A 24001-nucleotide genomic window follows, 5' to 3' on the forward strand; every position below is an offset into this window, starting at 1 on the left:
GCGTCTCGAGCCCCCTCGGGAGGCCCGAACGGAAGTGTGAATATTCAGCCACTGCGTATTAGTGAATGTTTTCACAAAGAGTTGTACACTTAAAACATGGCACTCACTCCCACATACTCAGACCGTCCACGCGTCCTGGTGGTTGGCGGCGGTTACGTTGGCCTCTACACGGCGTTCAAGCTGCAAAAGAAGATCGCAAAGTCCGGTGGCATCGTCACCCTGGTCGATCCCCTGCCCTACATGACGTACCAGCCGTTCCTGCCCGAGGTGGCCGGCGGCAACATCGAGGCACGCCACGCAGTGGTCTCCCACCGCAAGCACCTCAAGGAGACCGAGCTGATCCAGGGCTCCGTCACCAGCATTGACCACGAGAACCGCACGGCTGTCATCGCCCCCGCGGACGGCGGCGCCAACATTGAGCTGCCCTACCACGACGTCGTCGTGGCGGCCGGTGCCATCACGCGCACCTTCCCCATCAAGGGCCTGGCCGAATCCGGCATCGGCCTGAAGTCGATCGAGGAAGCCGTTGCCCTGCGCAACCAGGTGCTCTCGCTCATCGAGCAGGCCTCCACGGAGACCGACCCCGCCAAGCGCAAGAAGGCCCTGACCTTCGTCGTGGTGGGCGGCGGCTTCGCCGGCATCGAGACCATCGCCGAGCTTGAGGACATGGCCCGCGCCGCCGTCAAGCTGAACGGCCGCGTGGACCAGTCCGAACTGCGCTTCGTGCTCGTCGAGGCCATGGGGCGCATCATGCCCGAGGTCACCGCAGCCCAGGCCCTTTGGGTCGTCGAGCACCTGCGCAGCCGCGGCGTCGAGGTCCTGCTGAACACCTCGCTGGACAACGCCGAGAACAAGAACATCAAGCTCATCAACCTGCCGGACAAGACCCCCGCCCAGGAATTCGATGCCGAGACCCTCATCTGGACGGCCGGTGTCATGGCCAACCCGATGGTCCGCTCCACCGACTTCCCGATCGAACCGCGCGGCCGAGTGTCGGTGAACGTGAACCTGCAGGTTTCCGGCGAGTTCGGCGTCGTTGAAAACGCCTGGGCTGCCGGTGACGTTGCGGCTGTTCCGGATGTCACCGGCGGCCTGCCGGACGGCACCTGCGTCCCCAATGCCCAGCACGCCCTGCGCCAGTCCAAGCGACTCGCGAAGAACCTGTGGGCCAGCCGCTTCAACAAGCCGCTCAAGGGCTACAAGCACAAGAACCTTGGGGCCGTTGCCGGCTTCGGCGAGTGGAAGGGCGTTGCCAAGATCATGGGCATCCAGCTCAAGGGCGCCCCGGCCTGGCTGGCACACCGTGGCTACCACGGCCTGGCAATGCCCACCGTGGAGCGCAAGTTCCGCGTGCTGATGGACTGGTTCATTGCCATGTTCACCGGCCGCGACCTCACCCAGCTGGAAAACCTGGCCAACCCGCGCGTGACGTTCGTTACTGCGGCGACTCCGAAGCCGAAGCCTGCCGCTGCGGCACCTGTCGAGGCCCCGAAGGCTGAGGCCCCCAAGGCTGAAGCCCCGGTCGAGGCCCCCAAGGCTGAGGTCCGGGAAGAAGCCACCGCGGGCAAGTAGCCCTCGTCTTTCCCGGCCCGACGGCGGCCCTTCCCACTCGCGGGAGGGCCGCCGTCGTCCGTTCCGGCCCCGCTGGTCGAGACCCCGCCGGCGGGGCCCGTCCTGCCGCTGGCCGTCAAGAGCAGGCAACGGCGGCCCATCCGGCCAACCCCAACGGTTTCCGCTGCGGACCTGTCGGAATAGACTGGGGCGATGATCCTTCGACGTGAGCAGGCGCCGGACCGGCCGGAAATTCTTGCATTGATCGAGGCGGCCTTCCCGGAACCGGTCGAGGCCAGGCTGTTGCGCGAGCTGTTTGCCTCGCGCGAATACCTGCCTGAGCTGTCCCTCGTCGCGGAGTCGGCCGACGCGGAGATCCTGGGCTATGTCATCAGCACCCGCGCCTGGATTGGCGACACCCCTGCGGTGGGGCTGGGACCGATTGGCGTATTGCCGCAGTGGCGCCGCCAAGGCATTGGCGCAGCGCTCATGCATGCCTCCATCGATGCCGCGAGGGAACAAGGCGAACCGGCCATAGTCCTGCTGGGCAGCACCGATTTTTACCCGCGCTTTGGTTTTGTGCCCGCCGATTCCGTCGGGATTGCCTCGCCGGACCCGTCGTGGGGATCGCACTTCATGGCACTGCCGCTGCCGGGCTTCCATGCCGGCATCCGGGGCCACTTTCGCTACGCGGAGCCGTTCAGCAAGCTGTGACGGTTGGGTTCCGTGCGACCTCATCCAGTAAAGTTGGAGCCGAAGGCGGCATTGAGCCGCGGCCACGCCCCAGTAGCCCAATGGCAGAGGCAACAGACTTAAAATCTGCAAAGTGTCGGTTCGAGTCCGACCTGGGGTACCAACAAGCCGGCCGCACGGGCTGCGACCGCGGCGGGATCCGGCGTCGGCGGTGATGCGGCGCACCTTTGGGTAAACAGCGGGTGAACTTCTGCTGTACACCTGGTGCCAAGAGTGCCTGGGGGAGGCGGTGCAGACTTTCGGCGGCCCGCGCCTTGGTAGACTTGGAGGATTACCCACCCCCTATTTTGGAGGAATCAGCACCATGGCGCTTGGTGGAAACCCGGTCTTTGCCAACAACAAGAATTTCAAGGACAGCCCGGCCGTGCGGCGCGGCTTCCTCAGTGGAAGCACGGACACCATGGGCGCGCAGGGGACGCTTTCGGCCCAGCAGCTCGAGGACCTTTACCGCAAGCCGTCCGCGAATGCGCAGCAGACCGGACGCATGACGTACGACGACGTCATCATGAAGACCGTGGGCACGCTCGCCCTGGTCCTGGCAGGCGCCGCCTTGGGCTGGATCGTTCCCGTCCTCATGCTGCCGGGCATGATCGTTGGACTGGTCCTGGGCCTGGTCAACTCCTTCAAGAAGCAGCCCTCCCCGGCCCTGATCCTGTGCTACGCCGCCTTTGAGGGCATGTTCCTCGGCGGACTCTCCGGATTCCTTGAAGGAATGTACCCCGGCATCGTGGTCCAGGCCGTCATCGGCACGCTGAGCGTGTTTGCCGTGACGCTGCTGCTCTTCCGCAATGCCAAGGTGCGCGCCACCCCGAAGATGACCCGCTTCTTCATGATCGCACTGGGCGGCTACGCGCTCTTCTCGCTCATCAACCTCGGGTTGATGATGTTCGGCGCCACCAGCAACCCGTGGGGCCTGCGCGGCGTGGACATCCCCGGCACCAGCATCCCGTTCGGCTTTGCCCTGGGCCTGCTCGCCGTCGGCCTGGCCGCGTTCTCACTGATCGTGGACTTCACCTCCATCGAGCGCGGCGTCCAGAACGGGCTGCCCGCCAGGTACTCCTGGACGGCCGCATTTGGCCTGACGGTCACGCTCGTGTGGCTGTACGTGGAGATCCTGCGCCTGCTCGCCATTCTCCGGGGCAACGACTAGCCCCGGAAACAGACACTCTGCCCGCCCATTCTGCTTATTGCACCACGGACGGAACTCCGGTTGGAAAGCCGGAGGATTCTGCCGCCATCCACGACAGAAAGTAAGTCATGAACGTCTCCCCGCTGGTTTGGGGCATTACCATAGTTGTCATTCTGGGCCTGCTGGCCTTTGACTACTTCTTCCACATCCGCAAGGCCCACGTCCCGTCCCTGCGCGAGGCCGCCGTCTGGTCCTCCATTTACGTGGGACTCGCCATCGTGTTCGGCATTGTGGTCTTCGCCTTTGGCGGGGCCACCATGGGCGGGGAATACTTCGCCGGCTACATCACGGAAAAGGCCCTGAGCGTAGACAACCTCTTTGTCTTCCTCGTCATCATGGCCAGCTTCCGGGTTCCCCGCGAGGACCAGCAAAAAGTGCTGCTCTTCGGCATCGTCTTTGCCCTGATTGCCCGCACCGCCTTCATCTTTGCCGGCGCGGCACTCATCAACACCTGGTCGTGGATGTTCTACATCTTCGGCATCATCCTGCTGGTCACGGCGGGCAACCTGCTCAAGGAGGAGGACAGCGAGGGCGACGACGCAGACAACTTCATCATCAAGCTGGCCAAGCGCTTCCTGCACACCTCCGAGCACTACGATGGCGACAAGCTGTTCACCGTGGTCAACGGCAAGCGGCTGCTGACGCCGATGCTCCTGGTCATGGTGGCCATCGGCGGCACCGACCTGCTGTTCGCGCTGGACTCGATCCCGGCCATCTTCGGGCTCACCCAGAACGTCTACATCGTCTTTACCGCCACCGCCTTCTCCCTGATGGGCCTGCGCCAGCTGTACTTCCTGCTGGACGGGCTGCTGGACAGGCTGATCTACCTCTCCTACGGCCTGGCTGCCATCCTGGCGTTCATCGGCGTCAAGCTGGTCCTGCACGCCCTGCATGAGAACAACCTGCCGTTCATCAACGGCGGCGGGCACGTCCCCGTCTTTGAGATCTCCACGGGCCTGTCACTGACGGTGATCATCGGCGTCCTCATCGTCACGGTGGTTGCCTCGCTGGTAAGCAAGTCCGGCAAGGCCCAGACGGCGCTCAACAACGCCCGCCGCCACGCCGAGAACTACCTGGACCTGGAGTACACGGCGGATCCTGCCGAACGTGAGCGGATCTACGGACAGCTCATGGACGAGGAACGGCAGATCCAGGCCATGGCGGAAAAGCACCGCAACAAGCACAAGGACGTTGCGGAAATCCGCGGGCAGGTGGCGCAGGCCCACGAGCGGCACCAGGAGCACCTCAACCGCTAACCTCCCCGCCCAGTCCAACTAGGTCGCAGTTGTTACCGAAAAACCCCGAAAAACGGGGCGAAAACGGTAACAACTGCGACCTAGATGGGTTAAAGGACGCGGCGGGCGCCCTGCGCGGGGGAGACGGCGAAAATGTCCGGGGCCGTGAACCCCGCCGCCGCAAAGGCCTGGACGACGGCGTTGCGCACCACGGCCTCGCCGGCCGCCGGGATGAGCGCGATGGCCGAGCCGCCGAAGCCGCCGCCGGTCATCCGGGCGCCCAGGGCGCCGTTGGCCAGTGCCGTATCGACGGCCAGGTCCAGTTCGGGGCAGGAAATTTCAAAGTCGTCGCGCATGGAGGCATGGCTGGCGGTGAGGAGCGCGCCAATGGCGGCGGGGCCGGCACCGGCCAGGGCAGCCACGGTGTCCAGCACGCGCTGGTCCTCGGTGACAATGTGGCGCACGCGCCGGAACGTCTCGGGATCCAGCAGCCCGGCCGCCTCGGCCAGGTCCGCCGCCGCGACGTCGCGCAACGCGGGCACGCCGAGCACCTCCGCCCCCAGCTCGCACGACGCGCGGCGGGCAGCATAGCCGCCCGTGGCGTGCGCGTGGGAAACCTTCGTGTCCACCACCAGCACCAGCAGGCCCGCCGCGGCCAGGTCCAGCGGCACCAGCCGTGACTCCTGGGTGCGGCAGTCAAGGAACACGGCGTGGCCGGCCGTGGACAGGAGTGACGCTGACTGGTCCAGGATGCCCGTGGGCGCGCCGACCACCTCGTTCTCCGCCCGCTGGCCCACCAGGACCAGCTCGTTGGCGGCCAGGCCGGCATCGCAGAGGTCGTTGAAAGCCGACGCCACGGCACACTCGATGGCCGCCGAGGAGGACAGGCCCGCACCCGTGGGCACGGTGGAATGCAGGAACAGGTCAAAGCCGCCGATCGCCACGCCCATCTGGCGCAGCACCCACACCACGCCCAGCGGATAGGCCGTCCAGCCCGCCATGGAATCATGCGACAGCCCGTCCAGGTCCACCTTGGCCACGGCCTGGCCGCCGTAGCTGGACAGCAGGCGGGCCGTGGAATCGTCGCGAAGCCGCACCGCGACGGCGGCGGAGCGGTCAATGGCGAACGGAAGCACAAAGCCCTCGTTGTAGTCGGTGTGCTCGCCAATGAGGTTGACCCGTCCCGGGGCGCTCCACACGCCGTCCGGCGCCTGCCCGAAGGCGTCGGCAAACCGGGCGGCAACCTCCGCCGGGCCCAGGACATCCGGGTCCTGGGCCGCGGCCGGGGCATGGACGGCAGGGACGGGGGAAATCGGGGAGTCGGTCATGACAGCACCGCTTTCTGTTCGGGTCCGGTGGCCGTGGCGGCCGCAGGCGTGGAAGCCGGTGAGGCCGCACGGAGCACGGCGGCGATCTGCTCGGGCGTCACGTCATTGATGAAGGCACCCATGGCGGCCTCGGAGCCGGCCAGGAACTTCAGCTTGTCCGCAGCGCGCCGCGGCGAGGTCAGCTCCAGGTGGAAACGGCCGGCGGGGCGCAGCAGCGGATCCAGGGGGGCCTGGTGCCACGCGGAGATGTAGGGGGTCGGGGTGTCGTAGAGGTTGTCCAGGCGGCGCAGGATGTCCAGGTACATGACGGCCAGTTCGTCGCGTTCGGCGTCGTTGAGCGCGGCGAAGTCGGGCACGTGGCGGTGCGGGGCGAGGTGGACCTCCAGCGGCATGTGGGCGGCAAAGGGCACGTAGGCGCTGAAGTGTTCGCCCTGGGCCACCATGCGATCGCCGGACCCGGACTCCCGGGCGAGGATGGCGCCCAGCAGGGTCTCCCGCCCGTCGTGGGCCTGGAAATGGGCGAGGGCCGCGGCGGCCATGACGGCGCTGCGGGGCGGGACGTAGGAGTAGGCGTAGATCTGCCCGTGCGGGTGGTGCAGCGTCACGCCGATGTCCTGGCCGCGGTTTTCAAAGGGGAACACCTGCTTGATGCCCGGCAGCGCGCTGAGCGCCTCCGTGCGGTGCGCCCACGCGTCGATGACCGTCCGGGCCCGCTCGGGGGACAGGGCGCCAAAGGAACCGGTGTGCTCGGGCGTGAAGGCCACCACCTCGCAGCGGCCAAAGGCCCGCCCGCGCGTGCCCCAGGCGGGGTTGTCCGGCACCGGCCCCACCGCCGGCCCCAGGGAGGGGAAGCGGTTTTCAAACACGGCGACGTCGTACGTGGAGTCCGGAATTTCCGAGTGGTTGGCACCCGTGCTGGGGCACAGCGGGCACTGGTCGGCCGGCGGCAGGTAGGTGCGGCCCTGGCGGTGGGCGGCCACGGCCACCCAATCGCCGGTCAGGGCGTCAAAGCGCAGCTCCCCGGTGTCGGCCCCGCTCCGGGGGTCCAGGGGGCGGGTGTCCACGGCCGTGTGGGGACGGGCGGTGGCGCCGTCGTCGAAGTAGATCAGTTCACGGCCGTCGGCCAGGCGCGTGCTGGTGGGAATCGTCATGAGGACATCCTGGTGGGGTTGGTGGCGGACTTGGCACCGGCCGGGGAGACGGTAAAGGTGGGAACGCGGGAGGCGAACTCTTCGCGCACGGCCGCGCTGGCGCGGTCGTCGGTGATGACGGTGTCCACGGCGGAGAGCGGGGCAATCACGGCGAGCGAGCGGACGTGGAACTTGGTGCTGTCGGCCAGGACCACCAGCCGGCCGGTGGATTCGACGAAGGCGGCGTTGGTTTCGGCCTCCAGCAGGTTGGGGCTGGTCAGCCCGCGCCAGGCGTCCAGGCCGTGGACGCCCATGAAGCACAGGTCGGTGTTCAGGTTCTGCAGCGCCCGGCGGGCCACGGGACCCACCAGGGCTTCCGACGGCGTGCGCTCCCCGCCGGTGACAATGACCGTACAGGAGGAGCTGCCCTGCTGCTGGTAGAGCAGCTCGGCCACCTTGAGGGAATTGGTGACCACCGTCAGTTCCTGGAGCTGCTCGAGGACGGCGGACAGGTGGACGGCCAGCTGGTAGGTGGTGGTGCCCCCGGTCAGGGCCAGGGTCATGCCCGGCCGGATCAGTTTCAGGGCCTCGGCGGCAATTCCCAGCTTGGCCTCGAGCTCCTTGTCGGCGTTGAGCTGGAAGCCCGGTTCCAGGGCGCTGAGCCGGGCCAGCCGCATGGCGCCGCCGTGGACCTTGCGGGCGAGCCCGTTGGCGTCCAGCATCTCGATGTCGCGCCGGATGGTCATTTCGCTGACCTTGAGGGCAGCGGCGACGTCGGCCACCCGCACCGCCTCGTGGAGCTGGAGCTCCCGCAGGATGCGGGCCTGGCGTTCGGGTGCCAGCATGGCGGACCCCTGTTCTGTTGCGGCTTTTCCCGGCGTCGGCGGCGCCGGTAACGAAAAACAATAGTTTCAAACAAAATCTTACATTAACGATGATCGGTTGTGGGGGACAGCTGGGAAATGTAGCGATTTTCCGGTGCCGGAGCCTGTAACGTGGCGTGCATGACTGACACCACACCAGTTGTCCCTGCCGCGTCCGGCCCCCAGTTCACCCTGCGGCGTGCCGGCGCCACCGCCATCGTGGCCTCGCTGGCCGCGGGCCTGCGCCACTACGACCGCGGGGGCGTGGCCCTGGTGGAGGGCTACGGCAGCGGCGAGACCGCCCCGGGAGCCGCCGGCATCACCCTGGCGCCCTTCGCCAACCGCGTGGACGGCGGCCGGTGGGAGCTGGACGGCAAGGCCCAGCAGCTGGACATCACCGAGGTCGCGCGCAACAACGCCATCCACGGACTGCTGCGCAACACCGGCTACACGGCCCTGGAGTCCTCGGGGCAGCACGTGGTGCTCGAGGCGGCCATCTATCCGCAGCACGGCTACCCGTTCCTGGCCCGCCACCGGGTCCGCTACGAACTCACGGCGGGCGGGGCCCTGCGCGTGGACCAGACGCTCACCAACGACTCCCCGCGGCGGGCCCCCTTCGTCCTGGGCGCACACCCGTACTTCCGGCTGGGGGACACCGCGCCGGAGGAACTGCGGATCACCGTCGACGCCGCCAGCTACCTCGCCGCCAACGACCGCATGATCCCCACCGCGACCCTGCCGGTGGACGCAGCCCACGACCTCAGGCGCGGCCGCCTGCTCCCGGAGGTTGTCATGGACACGGCCTTCACCGGCCTGGCCCTTGGCGGGCCGTCTCTTGGCGGGCCCGGGGCGGACGACGGCGGCACCCGCCACACGCTGCAGGCCCCCGACGGCCGCAGCGTGAGCCTGTGGCACGACCGCTCGGTTGCCTTTGTCCATGTCTTCATCACCCCCGACTTCCCGGGGCGGCCGCTGGCCGTGGCCATGGAACCCATGACGGGCCCGGCCAACGCGTTCAACTCCGGGGACGGGCTCAGGTGGCTGGAGCCCGGGGAGTCGTTCACCATGCGTTGGGGAATCGACGCGGAACTGTAGCCGGCCCAAGCGGCGACGACCCTGCGGCACCGGCCCTGAAATGGACGCCGTTTTACGTATTTTTGTTGAATGGGGAATTATTGGTCTATGACGCCCGTGCAGCAGCAACCTGAGCGCCCCCACAGCCATGACCAGCCGGCAGTCCCGATTGGCATGCAGGTGGCGGCGGCATGGGCCTGGCGCGTCGGGCTGGTCCTGGTGGTCTCCGCCATGTTGCTGTGGCTGCTGGGCCAGATCAGCCTGCTCGTCATCCCCCTCATGGTCGCCGCGCTTTTCAGTGCCCTGCTGATGCCCGTGGTGAAGTGGTTGCGCCGGGTGGGCGTGCCGCAGGGGCTGGCCGTAGCCGCCACCCTGGTGGGCCTGATTGCCCTGGTGCTGGGCGGGCTGTTCCTGGCCGGGCGCCAAATGGTCACGGGCATCGCCAGCCTGAGCCAGCAGGCCGTCAAGGGCCTGATCCAAATCCAGGACTGGCTGACCGCCGGGCCCCTGGGTCTCAGCAACGACCAGATCGACAGCTACCTGGCGCAGGCCCTCGACGCCCTGCAAAACAACAGCAGCGCCATCCTCTCCCAGGCCCTGGGCATCGGCAGCAGCTTCGGCCACTTCGCGGCGGGGCTGCTGCTGACGGTGTTTGTGTTGATCTTCTACCTCCTGGAAGGCGAGCGGATCTGGGAGTTCCTGATTCGCTTCTTCCCCCGCCGCGCCCGCCCGGCCGTGGACGGGGCCGGCCGCCGCGGCTGGCTGTCGCTGGGCAACTACGTGCGTGTCCAGATCCTCGTGGCCGCCGTGGATGCCGTGGGCATCGGCGCGGGCGCCGCCATCATCCAGGTGCCGCTGGCCCTGCCGCTGGGCGTACTGGTGTTCGTGGGGTCCTTCATCCCCGTGGTGGGCGCCCTGGTGACCGGTGCCGTGGCCGTGCTGCTGGCCCTGGTGGCCAACGGCTGGGTGAACGCGCTGATCATGCTGGGCATTGTGCTGCTGGTCCAACAGCTCGAAAGCCACCTGCTCCAGCCCTTCGTCATGGGCCGCGCCGTCTCCCTGCACCCCGTGGCGGTCATCATGGCCGTGGCGGCCGGCTCCACCGTGGCCGGCATCCTGGGCGCCTTGTTTGCCGTGCCGGTGCTGGCCGTGGCCAATTCCTTCATCCGTTACATTGCCGGACGCGGCTGGGACACCGCGCCCGGCGCCCGGGACCTTGACGTCCCGCCGTCCGCCCCGCCCTCCCCGGCCGCCCCGGAAGGTGGGCAGGAACGCCGGACGGACGGTCCGGCGTCGAACGCCAGGGCAGTGCCGGGCACCCAGCCCTAGCGCCGCCCCCAAGTTTTTACCCCCGCAACAACCATGGAAAGAGATAACACAGTGAACGCAACCAGCACCCTTCCAGTAACCCTTGCCGATGTGGAGGCCGCACGGGAGCTGTTGAAGGAAATTATTGCGCTCACACCGATCGAGAGTTCGCGGGCGCTGGGGCGGATCACCGGCTCCGAGGTGTTCTTCAAGTGCGAGAACCTGCAGCGTGCGGGGTCGTTCAAGGTGCGCGGGGCCTATGTGCGCATGGCGCGGCTCACCCCGGAGGAACGCGCGCGCGGCGTGGTGGCGGCGTCGGCCGGCAACCATGCCCAGGGCGTGGCCGTGGCGGCGAAGGCGCTGGGCATCAAGGCCCGCATCTACATGCCCGTGGGCGTGGCCCTGCCCAAGCTGGCGGCCACGCGCGGGCATGGCGCCGAGGTGGTGCTGCACGGCTACAACGTGGACGAGTCACTGGCCGAGGCCGAACGCTACGCCACTGAGCACGGCGCCGTTTTTGTCCACCCGTTCAACAACGTGGACGTGGTGTCCGGGCAGGGCACCATCGGCCTGGAAATCCTGGACCAGGTCCCCAACGTGGACACCATCATCATGGGCGTTGGCGGCGGCGGGCTGCTGGCCGGCGTCGCCGTGGCCGTGAAGGCGCGGGCCAAGGAACTGGGCCGGGAGATCCGGGTGATCGGCGTGCAGGCCGAAAACGCCGCAGCCTACCCGCCCTCGCTGGCCGCCGACGCGCTGGTGCCGCTGACGAAGGTGTCCACCATGGCCGACGGCATTGCCGTGGGCCGGCCCGGGCAGCTGCCGTTCTCGATCATCCGTGAACTCGTCGACGACGTCATCACGGTCAGCGAGGACTCCCTGGCCCGGGCGCTGATCTTCCTGCTGGAACGGGCCAAGATGGTGGTGGAACCGGCCGGCGCCGTGGGCGTTGCCGCCCTGATGGAAGGCAAGATTGAGAACCCGGGCACCACGGCGGTGATCCTTTCCGGCGGCAACATCGACCCCATGCTCATGCTCAAGGTCATCCAGCGCGGCCTCGCCGCCGCCGGACGGTTCATGACCGTGCGCATGATGCTCAACGACCGGCCCGGCTCGCTGGCCACCATTTCTAGGATCATCGCCGAGAACGACGCCAACGTCACCGGCGTGGACCACACCCGCGTGGGCGGCTCCATCTCCATGGGCGACGTCTCCATCACCGTGAACCTGGAAACGAAGGGCCACGAGCACTGCGAGCAGGTCCTTACGGCACTGCGCTCCGAAGGCTTCCAGCCGATCGTGGTCCACTAGCCCCGCTTAAACAACTGGGTCGCAGTTGTTGCAGGATCTGCGCCGAAAATCGGGCGAATTCTGTAACAACTGCGACCCAGTTGAGGGGGGGGTGTGGCTAGCTGTCGTAGGGCTTGGCGGAGAGGATCGCAACCTCGATCGTCTTGCCGTTGGGTGCAACGTAGCTGAGGGTGTCGCCCACCTTGTGGCCCATGATGGCCATGCCCAGGGGGGAGCGTTCGCTGTAGACTTCCAGGTCCCCGGCGCCCACTTCGCGGCTGCCGAGCAGGAACGTCGTTTCGTCGCCGGCGATGGTGGCGCCAACCACCATGCCCTGCTCCACAATGCCGTCGTCGGCCGGGGCCTCGCCCACGTGGGCGGTGCGCAGAAGTTCGCTCAACTGGCGGATGCGGGCCTCGATCTTGCCCTGTTCGTCCTTCGCAGCGTGGTAGCCGCCATTCTCCTTCAGGTCCCCCTCGGAGCGGGCCTGTTCGATCTTGGCGACGATTTCGGCGCGGCCGGGGCCGGAAAGCTGCGTCAGCTCCGCCTGAAGCCGGTCAAAGGCTTCCTTGGTCAGCCAGGCAGCGGACGGACTGTTAGTGGTAGGCACGAAGTTCTCCTCGAAGGTACATAAAACAAAGACCCCGCTCACAGCGGTTCCGTAGTGGTTCCACGGTTAACCAAGCGGGGTGAAGATAATAATGACAAGTTTAGTCAACAAGCCGGATAAACCCAAGAATGGGGGGTGTTGAATGTTACGGCTGCTGCACAATCCAGCAATCCTCGACCACCCCGGTCACGGCGAGGGAGTCCGTGCGGACCTGGGCGCGTACCGGCATTGTCCGGCCGTCAGGCGTGTTCGCACCGCCGGGGCCGATGGTGATCACCTTGTAGCCCACCACGGCGTAGGAATCGTTCATCGCCTCGAGTGAGCACTTGGCCGTGGTGGCCGGATCCTTGGTCACGGCCAGGTCCACCGTGGCGAGGGTGGAATCCACCACGTTGTAGCTGACAAGCTTGTTGGAAACGCCCGAGTTGTTTGCCACCGTGGCCCAAAAAACCCAGAAGAGGCCCAATGCGGCCACGAGGGACAGCACCAGGATGCGCGTCCGCCTGGACATGGTCCGCTTGGGCGTGCCGTACCGATTGGCTAGGCTGTTAGTTGCGGGAGTTTCAGAATTTGTCACTGCATCCACTGGTGTCTTGATCCACGGCTGGGCCGGGGGCTGGCCGCCCTGGAAGGGGCGTTAAGGACAGGACAAGTTTAGCGTTTATTCCCGCACACGTTTTTCGCCCACACAGCACTAAGAATCGAAGGTAGCCGACGTGACCATCAACAACGGGCACACCACCGAACCCCTGCGCCTGTTGGCCGTCCACGCCCACCCCGATGACGAAGCCAGCAAGGGTGCGGCCATGATGGCATCCTATGTGGCGGCGGGGGAACGGGTCATGGTTGCCACCTGCACCGGCGGGGAACGCGGCGGCATCCAGAACCCGGCCATGGTGGGCGAGGCCCATGCGGCCCGCGACATGGGCGGCGCGCGCAGGATGGAGATGGCCCGGGCGGCAAAGATCCTGGGCATCGAGCACCAATGGCTGGGGTTCACCGACTCCGGCCTGCCCGAGGGCGACCCGCTCCCGCCGCTGCCCGTCAATTGCTTTGCCCTGAAGCCGTTGGAGATTGCCGCCGCGCCCCTGGTGCGACTGGTGCGCCGTTTCCGGCCGCACGTGATGGTCTCCTACGACGAAAAAGGCGGCTATCCCCACCCGGACCACATCATGGCCCACAAGGTGGCCGTGGAGGCGTTCCACGCTGCCGCGGACCCGGAGAAGTATCCGGGCACGGGGGAGCCCTGGACGCCGCAGAAGCTGTATTACGACCTCGCCTTCAACCCGCAGCGCTTCCGCGCCCTCCACTTTGCCCTGCAGGAGGCCGGGCTGGCGTCCCCGTACGCCCAGCGGCTGGCTGCCTGGCTGGAGGCGGATTCCGAAGGCCACACCCCGCCGGCGGGCACCCATCCCACCACCACGCAGGTGGACTGTGGCGAATTCTTTGAAAAGCGCGACGAGGCCCTGCGCGCCCATGCCACCCAGGTGGACCCGGACGGCTTTTTCTTCGCCGTCAGCCCGGACATGCAGCGGAAGGTGTGGCCGTGGGAGGACTATTCGCTCATCGAATCCCGCGTTCAGTCCATCCTGCCGGAAAACGACCTGTTTGCTGGCCTACGATAGATAGTGGACACGTCCCGCACGGCGCCAAGCCTTCCGGGACAACCGCCTGCGGGGGATGAAACGAAAGACGAATTGTGCACTCATTGATATTGCTCGCCGCCACACCGGCCCCGAGCCCCACGGTCCCCGCCCTCACGAAGGACTTCACCTACGACACGACCGGCCCCGGTTTCCTGGGCTTCCTGGCCATGGCCTTCATCGTGGCCATCATGTTTTTCCTGATCCGCGACATGGTCAAGCGCATCCGCCGCGTCCGTTACCGGGCCCAGGTCGCTGAGGCTGCCATGGACGGCCCACACGGCCCGGCTGCCGGGCACCTGGGCATTCCCATCATGACCAACGACGCCGCCCGTGCAGCAGGTGCCAAGCGCACCGACACCCTGGCCGGGGATGCGCCGGATGCACCTAAGCCCGAAGCGGACCAGGACCAGGACTAGGACAGCAACCAGGGGGAAGCCATGAATCGGCTGGCCGGCGAACCCAGCGCCTACCTGCGCCAACATGCCGGAAACCCGGTGGACTGGCAGCCCTTTGACGAGGCGGCCTTTGCTGAGGCGCGGGCCCGCAACGTTCCGGTTTTCCTGTCCATCGGCTATGCCGCCTGCCACTGGTGCCATGTCATGGCCGGGGAATCCTTCGAGGACCCGGCCATTGCCGCCTATCTCCGCGGGCATTTTGTCTCCATCAAGGTGGACCGCGAGGAGCGCCCCGACGTGGACGATGCCTACATGGCGGCCACCCAGGCCCTGAGCGGGCAGGGCGGCTGGCCCATGAGCGTTTTCCTGACGCCTTCGGGCCAGGCTTTTTACGCCGGAACGTATTTTCCGCCGCAGCAGCTCTCCGGCCGGCCGTCCTTCCGGCAGGTGCTGGAGGCGGTGGTCGAGGCCTGGACGCAGCGGCCGGAGGAGGTCCAGGCCACCGCCGCTGCCGTGGCGGCGGCCCTGGCGGATCCCGTGTGGCGGGTGCGCACTGACGGGGCAGCTGCGGGCGCGGCCACAGGTCCGGCCACCGGCGCGGCCGCCGGTCCGGGCGCCGGTCCGGTGAGCCCCGAAGGCTCCGATCCTGCCGTGTGGGCGCGGTCGCTGTCCGCCGCCGCGGCCGGCGCGGTGGTGGCGATGGCCGCGGCCGAAGACCCCGTCCAGGGCGGATTCGGCACGGCCCCAAAGTTCCCGCCCACGCCCGGGCTCGAATTCCTTGTCCGGCACGCAGCCGGTCCGGGGGAGTCCGCGCGCCAGGCGTTCGGACTGGCCGGCAGGACGCTTGGCGCCATGGTCAATTCCGCGTTGTTCGACCAGGTGGGCGGCGGCTTTGCCCGCTACAGCGTCACGGCGGACTGGTCCGAACCGCACTACGAAAAAATGCTGTACGACAACGCCGGGCTGCTGCGCGTCCTGGTCCACTGGGTGCGGCTGGCAGAGGCACGGCCGGAAGGGCTTGCCGCCTTGGAGGCCGCCGCGCCGGTGGAACCGGTACACCACATCCACGCCACGGCCAGGCCCGTGCCGCTGCCGCCGGCGGAGGCCCGCCGGGCCGTGGCGGCAACCGTCACCTGGCTGCTGGCCGAGCTTCGGCTGCCCGGCGGGGCGTTTGCCTCCTCGCTCGACGCCGACACCGTGGTGGACGGCGTCCACCGTGAAGGCGCCAGCTACAAGTGGAGCCTGGCGGAGCTGCGCCGGGCGGCAGGCGCGGAAGGGGCGGCAGCCGCGTCCGCCGTCGGGCATTTCATGGGGATTCCGGCCTCCGGCGCGGGGCCGCTGCACCCCGGCCGGGCGCTGACGGCTGCCGAACGCGCCGCGTGGGAGCGCCTGCTTCCCGGGCTGCGCGAACAGCGGGCCGCGCGCGCCATGCCGGCGCGGGATGACAAGGTGGTGGCGTCGTGGAACGGCATGCTCCTGGCAGCCCTGGCCGAGGCCGCCATGGTGCTGGACGAACCTGGCTGGCTGGGTGACGCGGTGGAACTGGGGCGGTATGTACGCCGGGTCCACTGGGACGGCGGGATGCTGCGGCGGGTTTCACATGACGGCAGGGCGCAGGGGATCGAGGGGCTGCTGGAGGATTACGCCGCCTGCGCGGACGGCTTCCTGGCGCTCTATGCCGCGACCGGCGACGGCCAGTGGTTTGATTTTGCGGCAGCGCTGCTGGCCGCCGCGCAGAAGTTTGTCCAGGACGGCACGGTGTTCAACAGCGCCGGCGGCGCGGCGTTGGGCGGCGCCCCGGCCGGCGCGCGTTTTGCCGACCCGTTCGACAACGCGACCACCGGGCCCGTGGCACTGCTGGCCGGCTCGCTGGCCACGTTTGCCGCGTACACGGGATCCACGGAGCACCGCGTGCTGGCGGAGAGGCTGCTGGCGACGCTGCCGGAGCTCGCCCGGCGCGCACCCCGGTCCGCCGGCGGCCTGCTGGCCGTGGGGCAGGCCCTGGCGGCCGGGCCCGTGGAGACGGCCGTTGTGGGCGCGCCCGGCCCGGAGCGGGAGTCGCTGCTCCGGCGGGCGTGGGCGTCGCCGTCGCCCGGCATGGTGGTGGCCGTCTGGGATGGAACCGGTGCGCCCGCCGTGCCGCTGCTGGAAGGGCGAGCACCGGCCGGCGGCCCGCCGCTGGCGTACGTGTGCCGCAACATGGTGTGTGCCCGCCCGGCCGCCTCCGTCGAAGAGCTGGCCCGGCTCCTCTAGCCGCCCGCCCGTCCCCCAACGCCCGGTTGCAACCGGGGCGCTTTCCCATGACCCCCGGTTGCAACCGGGGCGCTTTCGGCCAACGCTCCCGCGGTGCGCTGCGGATCAGGGGAACAGCACCAGGGCCACGGCCGCAAAATGGGACGCGAACCCGGCCACGGTCAGGGCATGAAAGAGCTCATGGAAGCCAAAGTGCCGTGCGCTGAAGTTGGGCCGCTTGATCCCGTAGATGACGGCCCCCGCTATGTAAAAGACCCCGCCCAGGCAGATCAGCAGGGTGGGGGCAACGGCGGCCGCCCAAAACTGGGGCAGGAAGAACAGCGCCGTGATGCCCAAGAGCACATAGAGGGGCACATACAGCCACCGCGGCGCGCCCACCCACAGCACGCGGAACACCACGCCCAGCACGGCGCCGGTCCAAATCAAACGCAGCAAAAGCGTGGCGGTGGGCTGCGGCAGCATGAGCGCCGACAGCGGCGTGTAGGTGCCGGCAATGACCAGCATGATGTTGCTGTGGTCCAGCCGTTTCAGCAGCCTCTTGGCCCGCGGCTGCCAATCAAGCCGGTGATACAACGCACTTGTGCCAAATAAAAGCACCCCCGTAAACGTGTAAATGGCGGTGGTCACCTTGGCCGTGCCACCCGGTGCCAGCAGCACCAGCACCAGGCCCGCCACCAGCACCACGGGGGCGGTTCCCGCGTGCAGCCAACCCCGCCAGCTCGGTTTTGTGTCGGCCAAGGGAGGGGGTGTCATAGACGAAATCATAGTCGGGACGCCCGCCAGCCATCCGCCGGCAGCCCAGGGCCGGCAGCACGCGTCCACAGCCTGTCCGCAAATCCGGGGACCGGCGGGTAACCTAGGGTTAGCAAGTTTCCCCGGCCGCCTGGCCATGATCCGGAAGGTCTGGCGCACCACCCATGCATTTGTTTTCCGGCCCCGTCCGGATGCCCAAATTCCTGTACAACTACTATGAACGGCGCCTGGGCAGGTCCCTGGACCTCAGCAGCGTCCCCCGGCACATCGGCGTCATGGTGGACGGAAACCGCCGGTGGGCACGGCAGTTCAACGCCCCCACCAGCCAGGGCCACCAGGCCGGTGCGGACAAGATCCTCGAATTCCTGGGCTGGTGCCAGGACCTGGGCATCAAGGTGGTCACGCTCTACATGCTCTCCACGGACAACATGAGCCGCTCGCCCGAGGAACTCGACGAACTCATGGGCATCATCGCCAACACCCTTGACCTGCTCGACGCCGACGCCGACATCAGCGTCCACGCCATGGGCGCCCCGGAACTGCTGCCCGACTACCTGGCCAAGCGCCTGTCCTCGCTCACCACGCGCGTGCCCGCCAAGGAACGCATCCACGTCAACATGGCCATCGGCTATGGCGGCCGCCGCGAGATTGTCGACGCCGTCAGTGAGCTCCTGCACGACGCCGACACCCGGGGGCGCACCATGGCGGAGGTTGCGGACACCCTCACCGTGGACGACATCTCCAAGTTCCTCTACACCCGCGGCCAGCCGGACCCGGACCTGGTCATCCGGACGTCCGGGGAGCAGCGCCTCTCCGGCTTCCTCATGTGGCAAAGCGCCTATAGCGAATTTTATTTTTGCGAAGCACTCTGGCCCGCGTTCCGCCGCATCGACTTCCTGCGGGCCCTGCGCGACTACGCCGGACGCAGCCGCCGCTTCGGCGCCTAGCCGCAACGCTGCCATGCAAAGACACCACAGGAATGAAGTCGTCATGGCCGGTGCGCTGTCGCTGGCCGCCGGATTTGTTGACGCGGTCGGCTTCATCCACCTCGGCGGGTACTTCGTCTCCTTCATGAGCGGCAACTCCACCCGCGCCGGCGCAGCCCTGGCCGAGGGCCACCCGCTCGGCTTCCTGCTGGCGATGGGGCTGGTGGGGGCGTTTACGGCCGGGGTCATCTCGGCCTCGATCCTGCGCCGGCTGGTCCCGTCCCGCAAACGGATGTGGGTCCTGCTGTACGTGGCGGCGGCACTGGGGTCCGCCGTCGTACTTTATGACCTGGACCTGGCTGTCTGGCTGGCGCCGCCGGTCATGGCGCTGGCCATGGGTGCGGAAAACGTCATCTTTGAACGCGACGGCGAGGTCAGCATCGGCCTGACCTACATGACCGGCACGCTGGTGAAGATGGGCCAGCGGATGGCGGCGGCCCTGGCCGGGGAGGACCGGCTGGGCTGGGTCCGCTACCTCTTCCTGTGGCTGTCCCTGACCATGGGGTCGATTGTGGGCGGATTCGCGTATTTTGCGTTCAACCTCAACGCCCTGTGGGTTTCCGTGGGAATTTTTGTGCTGGCCATGGCGGTCAATGTCCGCTCCCGGACGCCGGAGACCGTCTAGCCGAAGTGTTCACCCCGCGTTCGCCGGCCCGTTGCGCGTGGCGCCCCAGGCCTTCCCTTCCACGCGGGTACCTTGGGCAGTAACGGAGGGCAACTCCGCCCGACGTACCTATTGAGTTCCAGGTGCACGGCAGGCCTGGAAAGGCTGGAGTCGACGTGGTTGAGACGATGAAACTCGAACAGCATGCCCCGCAGGCGGCACCCACCGGGTTGCGCAGCTACGTAATTGACACGTCCGTGCTTCTTTCGGACCCGCGGGCCATCCTGCGTTTCGCCGAGCACGAGGTGATTGTGCCGATCGTGGTCATTTCCGAGCTGGAATCCAAGCGCCACGATCCGGAACTGGGCTACTTTGCCCGCACGGCGCTGCGCCTGCTGGACGAACTCCGCGAACAGCACGGCGGCCTGGCCAGCCCCATTCCCCTGGGGGACGACGGCGGGACCTTCCGTGTGGAGCTCAACCACATTTCCGCTGAGGTGCTTCCCGCGGGATTCCGGGGCACGGACAACGATTCGCGCATCCTGGCCGTCGCGAAGAACCTGGCCAACGAGGGCATGAACGTCACCCTGGTGTCCAAGGACGTGCCCATGCGCGTGAAGGCGTCGGCCATGGGGCTGGCGGCGGACGAATACCGCAACGAACTGGTCAAGGACTCCGGCTGGACCGGCGTGGCGGAGATCGACACCACCGAGGAGGAGATGGCGGCGCTCTACAACCACGAGGAGGTGGCCATCCCCGAGGCGGCCGTGCTCCCCGTCAACACCTCCCTGGTGCTCACCAGCAACCGCGGGTCGGCGCTGGGCCGGGTGGGTGCGGACCAGCAGGTGCGCCTCGTCAAGGGCGACCGGGAGGTGTTCGGCCTCCACGGCCGCTCCGCCGAGCAGCGCCTGGCCCTGGACCTGCTCATGGACCCCGACGTCGGCATCGTCTCGCTGGGCGGCCGCGCCGGCACGGGCAAGAGCGCACTGGCCCTGTGCGCCGGGCTTGAGGCGGTCCTGGAACGCAACGAGCACCGCAAGGTGGTGGTGTTCCGCCCCCTCTACGCCGTGGGCGGCCAGGAGCTGGGCTTCCTTCCCGGTTCGGAGGGCGAGAAGATGAACCCCTGGGCGCAGGCCGTCTTTGACACGCTCGGCTCGGTGGTCAGCGACCGGGTCATGGACGAGATCATGGAGCGGGGACTGCTCGAGGTGCTGCCGCTGACCCACATCCGCGGCCGTTCGCTGCATGATTCCTTTGTGATCGTTGACGAGGCCCAGTCGCTGGAGAAGAACGTGCTCCTGACCGTCATGAGCCGGATCGGCCAGAATTCCAAGATCGTGCTCACCCACGACGTCGCCCAGCGGGACAACCTCCGCGTCGGCCGCCACGACGGGATCGCCGCCGTCGTCGAAACGCTCAAGGGGCACCCGCTCTTCGGCCACGTCACGCTGACCCGTTCGGAGCGCTCGCCCATCGCCGCGCTCGTGACTGAGATGCTGGAGCGGGCCGAAATCTAGCCGCGGCGCCGCCCCGCCAACGGGCACTGGACGGGGATGTTTCACCGTCAAGGGCCCCTTCGGCGTTGGGCAGGACGTCCTGGGGCAGGCGGTTCCGGGGATAGAATCAACCCCATGCCCCGACACGTTCCCCTGCCGACCGGACTCGGCCTGGCCATGGTGGCGGGGCTGGCCCTCGCCCTGCAGTCCCGCATCACCGGAACCATGGGGCAGCGGCTGGACGACGGGCTGGCGGCCGCGCTGGTCAGCTTCGGCTCCGGGCTGCTGGTCATGGTCCTGCTGACGCTGGGCACGCGGGCCGGGCGGGCCGGGGCGTCGGCCCTGCGCGGTGCCCTGTCCCGCCGCGAGCTGCCGCCCTGGTACCTGGCGGCCGGCACGATTGGTGCCTCGCTGGTGTTGGGCCAGGGGGTCGCCGTCGGGACGGTGGGTGTCGCGCTGTTCACCATTGCGTTGGTGGCCGGACAGACCGTCGGCGGGTTGCTGGTGGACCGGGTGGGTTTCGGTGCCGGCGGCCGGAAGCGGCTGACAGCCCCGCGGCTGGCCGGCTCGGTGCTGACGCTGGCCGCGGTGGCCTGGGCCGTCTCCGCCAAGTTCACCACGCTCGGTCCCGGCGCCCCCGCACTTCTTCTGCTGCCCCTGCTGGCGGGCCTGTTCTACGGTTTCCAGCAGGCGATGAACGGACGTATCGGGGCCGTGGCGGGCACGCCGTTGACCCCCACGCTGACCAATTTCGCCGCCGGCACCGTGGTGCTGCTGGCCGCGTGGCTCATCAAGCTGCCGTTCTCCCCGCCGGCCCACGCCCTGCCGCACGATTGGTGGCTCTATTCCGCCGGGCCGCTGGGCATCGTGGTGGTCTTCCTCAGTGCGGCGCTGGTTCGGCGGATCGGCGTCCTGCTGCTGGGACTGGGAGGCGTGGCCGGCCAGCTGGTCGGCTCCGTGCTGCTTGACCTTGCCTTCCCGTCACCCGTGGCGGCGGTCGGCACGGCCACCGTGCTCGGCACCGCGCTGACCCTGATCGCCGTCGTCATCGCCGCCGCGCCCTGACGGCGGAACCCGGCGCCGGTGCACGCCTCCTCCGGCCGCGCCCGCTAGCGGGGCAGGCCTACGAACCGGGCAGGTCCCAGGGGATGTGGGCCCGCACGTCGGTCAGGCCCATGCTGACCTCCTCGAAGAGGTCGTCCAGCATGTATTCGTCGATGCCCCGCAGGATCATGGCGTGCCCCGCCCCGGAGGTGTCGCCGTCGAGCGACTGGCTCGCGACGCACACGGCCGTCTCCAGGTCGATCCGCACGGCCGTCCGCCCGGGGTACAGCAGCGGGGCGTCGGGAAAGAGCGGCATGTAGGACGGATTGGCCGTGAGGATGGCATCCACTGCGGGCCGGCCGTGGTGGTCCACCATGGCGATGTCGGAGATCTCGGCCACGTTGGCAAAGGGCTTCTCCAACGGCACCGGCCGTTCACCCGCCAGCTCCACGGGGTCCAGGGCGGCGGCAAAGCGCCCGGAACCGTAGGCGGGCTCGCCGTAGAGCGCCTCGGGGCGGCGCACCACAAAGCCGTCGGCGTCCTTGACGGGGTTGACCAGGCTGGGCCGCAGCAGCCACGGTTTGCGGTTGCCGCTGATGAACAGCGAATCCTTGGACTCGTTGATCCTGGTGGTGCTCGCCAGCAGCTGCCCCTCCAGCGTCTCCACGCGCAGGGCGCCGGGGCGCCGCACCCAGAAGTTCATGGCCGCCACCACCGGGCCCGACGCCGGCTGCCCGGCCCGGGCGCGTTCCTCCCGGACGGCGGCGGAATCACGCCGGTGGAGCTCAAACCGCAGGCTTTGCCAGCGCCACGGCGACGACCGGCACAAGTGGCGGAAGGTGTCGGGGGTCATGGGCACACCGGTCATATCCACAGCTTACGCCGGGAGCGCGAAATGCCGCCGCGTGCGGTTCCGCGATGGCGTAGGATCACGGCTATGGTGACCCGGCTGCTGGAAATGTGGGAGGCCTCCCAGGCTGTTGCCGCTGCCTGCGCGGCCGCCGCGTGCCTGTACCTGCTGTTCCTCGCAGCCGCACTGAGCGTGATTGACATCCGCACCCACACCCTGCCTGACCGGCTGGTCCTGCCGGCCTACCCCGTGGCCGGGATACTGCTGGGGGCCGGCGCCCTCCTGTCCGGACAGCCTGGCCACCTGTGGCGGGCCCTGGCCGGGCTGCTGGCCCTGGGTGCCCTGTACTGGGTCCTCTGGGCCGTGCATCCGACGGGCATGGGCTATGGCGACGTGAAGCTGGCCGGCCTGCTGGGCCTCTACCTCGGGTTCCTGGGGTGGAACCACGTCCTGCTTGGCGCGGCGGCCGGTTTTGTGGCCGGCGGGCTCTGGGGCATCGCCCTGATCGCCGCCCGTCGCGGCACCGCCCGGTCCCGCATCCCGTTCGGACCGTCCATGCTGGCCGGCGCCATGGGCACGATGCTGCTGGTCCCCGCCGTCTGAACCGCCCCGCCCGCGCCCCGGGACTCAACCAGGTCGCAGTTATGACAGAATTCGGGCGGAAACGGGCCCGAAAACGGCAACTACTGCGACCTAGTTGTCCAGCGGGGGCTTCTTTCGTCCCGCTAGGCTGGAGGCATGGGCTCACCGGAATTCATCGTCAACCTCCGCAAGAAGATCGGCCATGACCCGCTCTGGCTGCCCGGCGTGCGCGCCGTCGTGTTCGACGCGGACGGGCGCGTCCTGCTGGGCGAGCGCTCCGACACCGGCGGCTGGGCGCTGATCACCGGCATCCTGGAACCGGGCGAGGAACCCGGCCCGGGCATGCTGCGGGAAATCTTCGAGGAAACCGCGGTCGTGGCCGAGATCGAGCACCTGCTTGGCCTGGCCGCCGTGGGCCCGGTGACCTTCCCCAACGGCGACGTCTGCGACTTCCTGAACATCGAATTCATCTGCCGCCACGTCAGCGGCACCGCCCGCGTGAACGACGACGAATCCCTCGCCGTGGGCTGGTTCGACCCCGCGGAGCTGCCGCCCCTGCGCCCAGGCCACCTTGCCTGCATCCAGCGGGCCCTGGCGTTCGACGGCGAGCCGCACTTCCAGCGCTGAGCCGGGACCGGCGGTGCAGCTTCGGTGACCTGGCTGCCCGCCGGCCCGCACGAGCTGCACCGCCAAATTTTTTTTGGACGCCCGCCTGCCCGCCGGCTGTTCGCTTCGAATTGGACTGGCCAGGCTGCCCCGTCAGGAGCCCCGAACCCGGTGGACCGGAGCCGCCGCGTGCTGCTCGGCGACGAGGTATTCCTCCACCGCCCGTTCAGGCACGCGGAACGATCGGCCGAACCGCACGGCAGGCAGGTCACCGGCATGGACCATCCGGTATACGGTCATTTTTGACACGCGCATCGCCTGGGCCACCTCGGCCACCGTGAGGTAATGCGCGTCCTCGAATCTCTGCAGATCAACCATTGCCCCTCCAGCCGCAGTGCCCATCGTGTTCGCGACGGCCAACCAGACGCAGGCACCGCCAACCACCGGCCCCACGT

24 protein-coding genes and 1 tRNA gene are annotated in these 24001 nt (G+C 68.3%); 17 read left to right on the forward strand and 8 right to left on the reverse strand.

All coding sequences use genetic code 11. The features are described from left to right. Nucleotides 1-96: 96 nt before the first annotated feature. The 5 genes from MMF96_RS05575 (at nucleotide 97) to MMF96_RS05595 (ending at nucleotide 4749) form a co-directional block, all read left to right on the forward strand. Nucleotides 97-1572: an NAD(P)/FAD-dependent oxidoreductase gene (locus tag MMF96_RS05575; RefSeq protein WP_176617904.1), complete on the forward strand. Its 1476-nt coding sequence runs from the start codon at nucleotides 97-99 to the stop codon at nucleotides 1570-1572. Between the two features lie 192 nt (nucleotides 1573-1764). Beyond that, nucleotides 1765-2265: a GNAT family N-acetyltransferase gene (locus MMF96_RS05580; RefSeq protein ID WP_176617905.1), complete on the forward strand. Its 501-nt coding sequence runs from the start codon at nucleotides 1765-1767 to the stop codon at nucleotides 2263-2265. A 66-nt stretch (nucleotides 2266-2331) separates the two neighbouring features. Beyond that, a tRNA-Leu gene (locus MMF96_RS05585) sits at nucleotides 2332-2407 on the forward strand. 201 nt (nucleotides 2408-2608) lie between these two features. Then, on the forward strand, nucleotides 2609-3454 hold the full coding sequence (locus tag MMF96_RS05590; protein ID WP_256882834.1) for a Bax inhibitor-1/YccA family protein: 846 nt from the start codon (nucleotides 2609-2611) through the stop codon (nucleotides 3452-3454). 107 nt (nucleotides 3455-3561) lie between these two features. Continuing rightward, nucleotides 3562-4749, forward strand: a complete 1188-nt coding sequence (locus MMF96_RS05595) for a TerC family protein (RefSeq protein ID WP_176617907.1) — start codon at nucleotides 3562-3564, stop codon at nucleotides 4747-4749. 89 nt (nucleotides 4750-4838) lie between these two features. Here MMF96_RS05595 and galK read toward each other — a convergent pair whose 3' ends face one another. The 3 genes from galK to MMF96_RS05610 are packed head-to-tail and all read right to left on the reverse strand — an operon-like array spanning nucleotide 4839 to nucleotide 8031. Next, on the reverse strand, nucleotides 4839-6056 hold the full coding sequence (gene galK / locus MMF96_RS05600) for a galactokinase (RefSeq protein ID WP_256882835.1): 1218 nt from the start codon (nucleotides 6054-6056) through the stop codon (nucleotides 4839-4841). Then, nucleotides 6053-7207: a galactose-1-phosphate uridylyltransferase gene (gene galT / locus MMF96_RS05605; RefSeq protein ID WP_176617909.1), complete on the reverse strand. Its 1155-nt coding sequence runs from the start codon at nucleotides 7205-7207 to the stop codon at nucleotides 6053-6055. Before galT ends, galK begins: the two co-directional genes overlap by 4 nt. Further along, nucleotides 7204-8031, reverse strand: coding sequence for a DeoR/GlpR family DNA-binding transcription regulator (locus MMF96_RS05610; RefSeq protein WP_256882836.1), 828 nt, complete (start codon nucleotides 8029-8031; stop codon nucleotides 7204-7206). The genes galT and MMF96_RS05610 overlap by 4 nt, the downstream gene beginning before the upstream one ends. A gap of 159 nt (nucleotides 8032-8190) precedes the next feature. Here MMF96_RS05610 and MMF96_RS05615 point away from each other — a divergent pair, with 159 nt between their 5' ends. The 3 genes from MMF96_RS05615 (at nucleotide 8191) to ilvA (ending at nucleotide 11742) form a co-directional block, all read left to right on the forward strand. Then, on the forward strand, nucleotides 8191-9144 hold the full coding sequence (locus MMF96_RS05615; protein WP_256882837.1) for an aldose 1-epimerase family protein: 954 nt from the start codon (nucleotides 8191-8193) through the stop codon (nucleotides 9142-9144). Between the two features lie 87 nt (nucleotides 9145-9231). Then, complete coding sequence (locus MMF96_RS05620; protein ID WP_256882838.1) at nucleotides 9232-10452, forward strand: AI-2E family transporter; 1221 nt, start codon at nucleotides 9232-9234, stop codon at nucleotides 10450-10452. Between the two features lie 51 nt (nucleotides 10453-10503). Beyond that, complete coding sequence (gene ilvA, locus MMF96_RS05625; RefSeq protein ID WP_256882839.1) at nucleotides 10504-11742, forward strand: threonine ammonia-lyase; 1239 nt, start codon at nucleotides 10504-10506, stop codon at nucleotides 11740-11742. 97 nt (nucleotides 11743-11839) lie between these two features. On the opposite strand, the gene greA is transcribed toward ilvA, so the two are convergent. Both greA and MMF96_RS05635 read right to left on the reverse strand, forming a co-directional pair. Beyond that, entirely contained in the window at nucleotides 11840-12331 is a 492-nt protein-coding gene (gene greA / locus MMF96_RS05630) for a transcription elongation factor GreA (protein WP_176617914.1), read from the reverse strand. 145 nt (nucleotides 12332-12476) lie between these two features. Beyond that, nucleotides 12477-12842, reverse strand: coding sequence for a DUF4307 domain-containing protein (locus MMF96_RS05635; RefSeq protein ID WP_256882840.1), 366 nt, complete (start codon nucleotides 12840-12842; stop codon nucleotides 12477-12479). A 211-nt stretch (nucleotides 12843-13053) separates the two neighbouring features. On the opposite strand from MMF96_RS05635, the gene mca reads away from it, so the two are divergent. From mca to MMF96_RS05650, 3 genes are all read left to right on the forward strand, one after another. Continuing rightward, nucleotides 13054-13956, forward strand: coding sequence for a mycothiol conjugate amidase Mca (mca, locus tag MMF96_RS05640; RefSeq protein WP_371131029.1), 903 nt, complete (start codon nucleotides 13054-13056; stop codon nucleotides 13954-13956). 74 nt (nucleotides 13957-14030) lie between these two features. Continuing rightward, nucleotides 14031-14393, forward strand: a complete 363-nt coding sequence (locus tag MMF96_RS05645; protein WP_256882841.1) for a hypothetical protein — start codon at nucleotides 14031-14033, stop codon at nucleotides 14391-14393. Nucleotides 14394-14414: 21 nt separating this feature from the next. Beyond that, on the forward strand, nucleotides 14415-16625 hold the full coding sequence (locus tag MMF96_RS05650; protein WP_256882842.1) for a thioredoxin domain-containing protein: 2211 nt from the start codon (nucleotides 14415-14417) through the stop codon (nucleotides 16623-16625). 105 nt (nucleotides 16626-16730) lie between these two features. Here the strand turns inward: MMF96_RS05650 and MMF96_RS05655 are convergent, their stop codons facing one another. Continuing rightward, complete coding sequence (locus MMF96_RS05655) at nucleotides 16731-17390, reverse strand: hemolysin III family protein (RefSeq protein WP_176617919.1); 660 nt, start codon at nucleotides 17388-17390, stop codon at nucleotides 16731-16733. Between the two features lie 152 nt (nucleotides 17391-17542). On the opposite strand from MMF96_RS05655, the gene MMF96_RS05660 reads away from it, so the two are divergent. The 4 genes from MMF96_RS05660 to MMF96_RS05675 all read left to right on the forward strand — a co-directional run bounded on the left by MMF96_RS05660 (nucleotide 17543) and on the right by MMF96_RS05675 (nucleotide 21529). Further along, nucleotides 17543-18325, forward strand: coding sequence for an isoprenyl transferase (locus tag MMF96_RS05660; RefSeq protein WP_176617920.1), 783 nt, complete (start codon nucleotides 17543-17545; stop codon nucleotides 18323-18325). Nucleotides 18326-18368: 43 nt separating this feature from the next. Continuing rightward, a complete protein-coding gene (locus tag MMF96_RS05665; protein WP_256882843.1) occupies nucleotides 18369-18989 on the forward strand; it encodes a YoaK family protein in 621 nt (206 codons plus the stop codon). A gap of 167 nt (nucleotides 18990-19156) precedes the next feature. After that, nucleotides 19157-20485: a PhoH family protein gene (locus tag MMF96_RS05670; RefSeq protein WP_256882957.1), complete on the forward strand. Its 1329-nt coding sequence runs from the start codon at nucleotides 19157-19159 to the stop codon at nucleotides 20483-20485. Nucleotides 20486-20599: 114 nt separating this feature from the next. Then, nucleotides 20600-21529: a DMT family transporter gene (locus MMF96_RS05675; protein ID WP_256882844.1), complete on the forward strand. Its 930-nt coding sequence runs from the start codon at nucleotides 20600-20602 to the stop codon at nucleotides 21527-21529. A 58-nt stretch (nucleotides 21530-21587) separates the two neighbouring features. On the opposite strand, the gene MMF96_RS05680 is transcribed toward MMF96_RS05675, so the two are convergent. After that, the gene (locus tag MMF96_RS05680; RefSeq protein WP_256882845.1) at nucleotides 21588-22376 is read right to left on the reverse strand and encodes a hypothetical protein; all 789 of its coding nucleotides are present in this window, start codon (nucleotides 22374-22376) and stop codon (nucleotides 21588-21590) included. A gap of 69 nt (nucleotides 22377-22445) precedes the next feature. On the opposite strand from MMF96_RS05680, the gene MMF96_RS05685 reads away from it, so the two are divergent. After that, entirely contained in the window at nucleotides 22446-22961 is a 516-nt protein-coding gene (locus tag MMF96_RS05685; RefSeq protein ID WP_176617924.1) for an A24 family peptidase, read from the forward strand. Between the two features lie 135 nt (nucleotides 22962-23096). Beyond that, on the forward strand, nucleotides 23097-23567 hold the full coding sequence (locus MMF96_RS05690) for an NUDIX domain-containing protein (RefSeq protein ID WP_176617925.1): 471 nt from the start codon (nucleotides 23097-23099) through the stop codon (nucleotides 23565-23567). A 132-nt stretch (nucleotides 23568-23699) separates the two neighbouring features. Here the strand turns inward: MMF96_RS05690 and MMF96_RS05695 are convergent, their stop codons facing one another. After that, a complete protein-coding gene (locus MMF96_RS05695) occupies nucleotides 23700-23924 on the reverse strand; it encodes a helix-turn-helix domain-containing protein (RefSeq protein ID WP_256882846.1) in 225 nt (74 codons plus the stop codon). Between the last annotated feature and the right edge of the window lie 77 nt (nucleotides 23925-24001).

Origin of the sequence: Arthrobacter sp. STN4 (genome assembly GCF_024539665.1) — a bacterium.
GTDB lineage: Bacteria > Actinomycetota > Actinomycetes > Actinomycetales > Micrococcaceae > Specibacter.